This is a genomic window from Synechococcus sp. H60.1 (genome assembly GCF_047462335.1).
Lineage (GTDB): Bacteria > Cyanobacteriota > Cyanobacteriia > Thermostichales > Thermostichaceae > Thermostichus.
Window position 1 is genome coordinate 1 of record NZ_JANSJA010000199.1, and the last position, 6,625, is coordinate 6,625.

Annotated in this window: 6 protein-coding genes; all 6 read left to right on the top strand. The window is 60.7% G+C overall.

The features are described 5' to 3' along the window. The first annotated feature begins 572 nt into the window (after positions 1–572). The gene (locus tag NW852_RS10175; RefSeq protein WP_414426705.1) at positions 573–1,334 is read left to right on the top strand and encodes a hypothetical protein; all 762 of its coding nucleotides are present in this window, start codon (positions 573–575) and stop codon (positions 1,332–1,334) included. Between the two features lie 240 nt (positions 1,335–1,574). Further along, positions 1,575–2,888, top strand: a complete 1,314-nt coding sequence (gene hisD / locus NW852_RS10180; protein ID WP_414334957.1) for a histidinol dehydrogenase — start codon at positions 1,575–1,577, stop codon at positions 2,886–2,888. A 31-nt stretch (positions 2,889–2,919) separates the two neighbouring features. After that, positions 2,920–3,708: a hypothetical protein gene (locus tag NW852_RS10185; RefSeq protein WP_414371426.1), complete on the top strand. Its 789-nt coding sequence runs from the start codon at positions 2,920–2,922 to the stop codon at positions 3,706–3,708. Positions 3,709–3,826: 118 nt separating this feature from the next. Beyond that, positions 3,827–4,132, top strand: coding sequence for a hypothetical protein (locus NW852_RS10190; RefSeq protein ID WP_414334959.1), 306 nt, complete (start codon positions 3,827–3,829; stop codon positions 4,130–4,132). A gap of 24 nt (positions 4,133–4,156) precedes the next feature. Beyond that, entirely contained in the window at positions 4,157–5,311 is a 1,155-nt protein-coding gene (locus tag NW852_RS10195; protein WP_414334960.1) for a tetratricopeptide repeat protein, read from the top strand. A gap of 418 nt (positions 5,312–5,729) precedes the next feature. Beyond that, positions 5,730–6,625 (top strand): RNA polymerase sigma factor SigF (locus NW852_RS10200; protein ID WP_414426706.1); only part of this gene is annotated, 896 nt, incomplete at its 3' end.

Consider the following 6,625-nt stretch of genomic DNA (forward strand, 5'->3'; position numbering starts at 1 on the left):
TGACTGCAAAATAACAGCCGCAGTTTCCTTGCCGCAGCTTTTTCGAGTTTCATCAGGTTTTTTTTGCAGACGAGAGGGATCCCTGTTACGCAAAGGGTAATTGCAGCGGCTGCAGTCGGTGTTGCTGGAAAGCTCTGTACTGGGCAAGGATTGGCAAAGACTGTAGTCATGGGCTGTAGCCAACCAGCCTCGGCTAATCTGAGCCACCGTAGGAGTTTTGACACTCCCCCGGCTGAAGTTGGGGAAGGCTTACGCAGTCCACAGTTGGACTCGTAAAGGCGCTGTCAAGACGCCCCTAGACAGTTCCTAGAGACAAAGCCTCAAGGTTCCGCTTGCTTACTGGCTTTCGGTACTGTCCGGGTTTTTCACCGGGGTAGGTGCTGACTTAAGATTACAACATCATAATAACATTGGCGAGCATAACAACATTGGCGAGCATTGGCGAGCGACTCCAGTCGCTCGAAGGCTTTTCCGCCCCGCACTAAAGTAAAGTACGGGGCTACCGACCCACTCTGCTGTGTTGGCCGAGTTGGCTCCTGAGGGGCATGGAGAAGGAAACACTCGAGAGTTTTTTGTCCATCCGGGGGGTGATGGGGGTGGCGCTCCTGAGTCGGACAGGCCGCCCTTTTTTCTACCGCTCTTTTCAGAACTTGGACAGCCGGCAGCAGCAGGCCCTTGCCGAAGGGCTGTTTCAGGTTTTGCAGACCATGCCCCCAGGCCTGGACTACTTTGACTTTCAGTTTGCCGAGCAACGAGTCTTTGTCTACCCCTTAGGGCCGGAGTGGGTGTTGCTGGTGGCGGTCAATGACGAGCTGGTGATGCCGGTCTACACCTTGGCCGTCAACCGCCTGCGAGCCGAGCTGCAACAGGATACGCCGAAGGGCCTGGCCACCTTTCGCCTGTTGACCAGCCAGGCGGAGGCCGTCCGGAACCCTACCCAACCCAGCTCCACCCTAGCAGAAGGGAAGCCCACACCAAGGGAGGAGGCAACCCAGCCGGCAGCGACAGGCAGCCGCATGCAGATGGATGTCTTTGTGCAATCTCTCAATCGCCTCTGCCAGATCACAAGCGGCTATTTGGGCAAGGCAGTGATCGTCAACTATTGGAAGGCAGCGCGGCAGGAAGTGGTGGAACGCCAGGGATCCTCAGCCGAGTGGCTCAACCAGTTCGAGATCGAGCGCAGCGGCCAAATCCACTACCGGGGCACCCTCAAGGAGCTGGACGAATCTCAACAAAAGGTGCTGCGGGACTGGGTACTGGCTTTTTTCCGCCGCTGCGAAGAGGTGATCCACGACTTTCGCAATTTAATCAAATCGGCTGAATTGCGCTGGTAAAAGTAGAGGAAGCTGCTTTTCAAACAGCGTCCTCAAAGCGCCATGGCCGGTTCTTGGCCGCGGAAAATCCAGGCTAAGCTATGACCATAGCAGATCACCCCAGGTGCAGACGGGATCCCTGACCGAGGATGGCTCCTCTGGCCACCACGAACCGGTGGAGTGAGGATCTGCTTTGCTACCGCGATGCCACCGGATCCCTCGCTACCATCTGCTTACGGCACGCTAGGCGAAGGAGTTGCCATGCTGAGAATCGTCACCCAGCTAACCGAGGCTGAAGCCGAGCTTAGACGGATCTCGGAGCGCACTCAGGCTGACCAGAACCTGCACCGTGAGGCCACTGTGCGGGAGATCCTGCAAGCAGTGCGCCGTCAGGGGGATCGCGCTCTACTGGCCTACACGGCTGAGTTTGACCAGGTGGAGTTGAGCGTGGCGGAGCTGAAGGTCTCGGGGGCGGAGCTGGAGGCGGCCTACCAGGCGGTATCGCCGCAACTGCTATCGGCCCTGCGCCTGGCCAAACAGCGCATTGAAGCCTTTCACCGGCAGCGGGTGCCCAGCAGTTGGGTGAGCTTTCCCGGCCCTGAGATTGTCTTGGGCAAGCAGTACCGCCCCGTGGACCGCGCCGGCCTCTACATTCCAGGAGGGCGGGCCGCCTATCCTAGCACTGTGTTGATGAACGCCATTCCGGCCAAGGTGGCGGGGGTGCCCGAGATTGTCATGGTGACCCCACCGGGATCGGACGGGCTGGGGGGCAAGGGGATCAGCCCGGCTATTTTGGTGGCCGCCCAAGAAGTGGGCATCCACACCATCTATCGCGTCGGCGGGGCCCAGGCCATTGCGGCGCTGGCCTATGGCACCGAGACCATCCCCAAGGTGGATGTAATCACCGGCCCCGGCAACATTTACGTGACTTTGGCCAAGAAGCTGGTATACGGCACGGTGGGGATCGACTCGCTGGCAGGGCCTTCCGAGGTGTTGATCATCGCCGACGAGAGCGCCAATCCCCTCTATGTTGCCGCCGATCTTCTGGCCCAGGCCGAGCATGATCCCCTGGCGGCGGCCGTTCTCCTCACCCCCGATCTCCAGTTGGCCCAACAGGTGCAGCAGGCGGTGGCGGCCCAACTGGAGACCCACCCCAATCGCCTGATGGTGGAAAAGGCGGTGGCCAACTACGGGCTCATTGCCGTAGTGCCGGATCTGGCGACAGCAGTCAACTTGTCCAACCAGTTCGCGCCGGAGCACCTGGAGCTGCAGGTGGCGGATCCCTGGGCCCTGCTGGATCCCATTCGCCATGCGGGGGCAATCTTCCTGGGGCACTACACTCCAGAGGCGGTGGGAGACTACCTGGCCGGGCCCAACCACACCTTGCCCACGGCGGGGGCGGCTCGCTACGCCTCAGCTCTAGGGGTAGAGACCTTCCTGAAGTACTCCAGCCTGATCCAATACGGCTCGGCAGCTTTGCAGGAGGTGGCTGGCGCGATCCAAGCTCTGGCACAAGCGGAGGGGCTGCCCGCCCATGGCCGCTCGGTGCAACTGCGCTTGGCCGAGGGGAGCTAGAGAGTTTGGCCTGGCCGCAGGTTGGGTGACGATGGCAGCTTCTGTCTGGCGAAAGGGGCGGTGGTGGAGAGGGGCTCTGTCTGCGGCCATGGGATCCCTGCTGTTGGCGACGATGGCGGCTGCGGAGGGGATCCCTTCTCCGCCGCTGGCCGTGCCGTGGGAGTGGGTGTATGCCCTGCAGGAGCAGGCGCGGCAACGGCAGTGTACGCTGATTGGCCTGCTGCGCAGCCGGCCTCTGCCGGCACCGGATCCGCAGTGGCAGGTGTACACGCGGCTGGATTTGGTGGCCACCCCTCAGGCCAGTCGGTTGACCAGTGTGTTGTTTGCCAAGAACACTCGTACCCAAGCCTTGCAAGTGATCTATCAAGCTCCAGCGTCTGTGTACGACCCCGCCGAGCCCTTGGATTTTGCCATGATCCTGCCTCTGGCCTGGCAGGACAACACTCTGCTGGCGCGGGAGTACACAGGCTGGTTCCAAACCGATTTGAGCTGGGATCGGGCGGTGATCTGGCCCTTGCCCACCGACTCGACCGGGATCCCGCCGGTACAGGTTTGGGAGCCACCGCCGGCCCTGGGATATGCCGAGCTGCTGGGCTGGGATCCCCAGGCGCGAGGGCGGGTGCTGTTTGCCGTGGCCGATAGCCTGGAAGAGGTGCCGCGGCTGGTGAGCGTTGGTTCCTCTTCCGATTGGTTGGTGCGGGGAACGGCCACGCTGACCGTCCCCGATTCCTCGGGTTTGGAAGAGGGCTGGATTGGGGCTGTTCCCGCAGGGTCAGCGGCCATTTGTCATGCCGGGAACTTTGGGCTAAACATCAGGTAGCCCTTCTCGATAGCCCTGAGCCTGGCGTTAGCGGATCCAAGACCGCGGGCGACGCAGCAGGGCCAAGGGATCCAAGGGCAACGTCGATAACCGTCGATAACCAAGGAGTGGGGCGAGCATGTCAAGACCGCAGGTACGGCGGGGATGGCCTCTGGAAGCCTTTGTGGGCGATGTTATCGTCTGTACACTGGAGGGATCCCATCTGGATCAAGTGACGGAGATCCGCGTCAGCCCGGCGGGCAAAGGGATCCGGGTTAGCTTCGGGGATCCCTTAGGGCGCTCCCAAGGGCCGGTGCAGGCCACTGCCGAGGCACTGACCGTAACTTTTGAGATCGATCCCAGCACCTACCCTGGCGAAAAACGCATCGAGCTGATCTCGCCGGCAGGGCCCAGCGATCCCCTGCCGTTTTTGGTGATGATGTAGAGTCGCGCGGCAAGGAAGTGGGTCATGCCGTTTGCGATTGCTCCGAGCGATGTGGGTGTGCTGCTGCTGGGGGTGGGCCTGTTGCTCTTGGCCGGCGGCTGGGCCTGGTGGCTGCGACGACAGCAGCAGGCTGCTCCCCCAGACTCGACAACTGTTTGGCCGGCAACGGCGGTTGACCTCTCTGCCCTTACGGTGGAACAGGGGGCCCAACTGCAGCCCTTCGAACAGGCGGTGGCAGATCGGCCCCAGGATCCCATTGCCTGGTACAACCGCGCCACCACCCTCGACCACCTGGGGCAGGCCCAAGCTGCCCTGGCCAGCTACGATCGTGCCCTGGAGCTGAAGCCAGATTTTCCCGAAGCCTGGAACAACCGCGGCTCTCTACTGGACGATCTCGGCCGTCACCAGGAAGCGCTGGCCAGCTACGAGCGGGCTTTGCACCTAAAGCCGGATTTTTTTGAGGCCCGCTTTAACCAGGCCAACACACTGCGGCAACTGGGCCGCTACCAAGAGGCCCTGCGCGCCTACGAGCAGATTCTCACCTTCCGCCCCGATAGCTCGGAAACGTGGTATCTGCACGGGCTAACCTTGGCCTCGCTGGGGCAGTGGCAGGGATCCCTAGCTAGCTACGACAAAGCCCTGGCCATTAACCCCAGCAATCCCCAGGTTTGGCAAAGTCGCGGGCTGGCCCTAGTGCACCTGGAGCGCTACGCCGAGGCCCTGGCCAGCTATGAACGGGCCCTGCAACTGGGATCCGCATCGGCTTCCCTCTGGGCCGGCCACGCCCTTGCCCACCACCGCCTGGGCAACTGGATGGAAGCTCTCAACAGCTACGACCGCGCCCTGGCCCAGGATCCCCAGCGCCCTCAGATCTGGGTGCAGCGCGGCCTGGTGCTGATGGACTTAAACCTCTACGGGCTGGCCATCCAGAGTTTTGACCGGGCCCTGCAGATGGATCCCGAAGATGCCGAGGCCCACTACGCCAAAGCCTGCTGCTGCGCCTGGGAAGGTCAGGTGCCCCAGGCTCTGCAAGCCTTGGAGCAAGCCCTGCGCCTGCAGCCGGAGCGCTACCGCCCCTTGCTCTCCTCTGAGCCCTATTTCGACCTCATTCGCAGTGAGCCGAGCTTTACGGCCTTCCTGACAGCCCTCTCCGGCCTTGGAACCGACACGGAGGGATAGCTTGGTAGCTCCGTATTTCGTGCGGGGCGGAAAAGCCCGTAAGCAACTTTAGTTGCTCATCGTCTGCGTCCTGAGTTCCAGAGGATGGGCCGGCAACAGCAATCTGGTGGCTCCGCCCAATGCAGAGGAAACCCGCTGATTTTCCGTAGAGATGCTGTTGCTTACAGCGAAAAACCTGAGCAAACTGAGAACACTCCAGCTCCTGGCAAATCTCGGGGGCAGGATGTGTTCTTCTTAACATCTGGTAGCATTTTCATGGACACAACCTGATACTGTCTGCCTGCAAGCTTCTTCGCGGTTGGTTCCAGGGGAAGTCTGGTTTCGCCTGGCATCCGCCGCCTTTGAGTTGTTTGGGTACTGATCGGGTCTTAAATGACTGCAGCTCAAAAAGTAAAGAAAAGAAAAAAAGTAGTTGTCTATGCTAACAGCTCCTCAGCGGTCTTCTCTCGACGCCTCCGAGCCGCCAACGCCATCGACAGCCGCGGCTCCCCTATCTTTGACTAAAGCGAGTATTGGCGATTCTGGATCCCGAGCTGTGGGTGCGTCTATGGCATCCAAACATGAAGATGTTAAAGCTCAAACTGCTGCACTGTTGCGACTGTACCACCAGACTCGGGATCCGGCCCTGCGCAACCGGCTGGTGGAAATGAACCTGGGCTTGGTGCGTAAAGAAGCCCACCACTGGCGCAGCCAATGCAATGAGGCCTACGACGACCTGGTGCAAGTGGGATGCATAGGGCTCATCCAAGCCATCGAGCGCTTCGATATTACCCGCGGCCTGGCCTTCAGCTCCTTCGCCATGCCCTACATTCGCGGAGAAATTCAACACTACCTGCGAGACAAAAGCCCAACAATGCGGATCCCACGCCGCTGGGTGACTCTGCAGCGGCAAGCCAAGAAGGTGATTGCGCGCCTGCGGCAAGAGTTGGGCCGTCCCCCCTCTGAGGCGGAGGTGAGGGAAGCCTTGCAACTAACGGAGCAGGAATGGCGAGAGATGGAGCTGGCTCGACAAAACAGCCTCTTGCTCAGCCTCGATGCCCCGATTCAAACTGAGGAAGACAGTGTTGCGTTGGGAGATGTCGTTCCCGATCAGCGCTACCGCAGCTTTCAACTGGCTGAAGAAGACCGCATCCGTCTGCAACATGCCTTAGCCAAGCTGGAAGAACGCACCCGCCAGATTTTGGAATTTGTCTTCTTCTACGACCTCACCCAGAAAGAAACGGCAGAGCGGCTGGGGATCAGTGCCGTTACCGTTTCCCGCCAGGTCAAAAAGGGCCTGGAGCGCTTGGCCCAGTTACTCAAGCAGGACATTTT

What these genes read in the sequence shown, in the direction of transcription:
- hisD (WP_414334957.1), top strand. Translation starts at nt 1,575, where the DNA reads ATGCTGAGAATCGTCACCCAGCTAACCGAGGCTGAAGCCGAGCTTAGA.
- NW852_RS10185 (WP_414371426.1), top strand. Translation starts at nt 2,920, where the DNA reads ATGGCAGCTTCTGTCTGGCGAAAGGGGCGGTGGTGGAGAGGGGCTCTG.
- NW852_RS10190 (WP_414334959.1), top strand. Translation starts at nt 3,827, where the DNA reads ATGTCAAGACCGCAGGTACGGCGGGGATGGCCTCTGGAAGCCTTTGTG.
- NW852_RS10195 (WP_414334960.1), top strand. Translation starts at nt 4,157, where the DNA reads ATGCCGTTTGCGATTGCTCCGAGCGATGTGGGTGTGCTGCTGCTGGGG.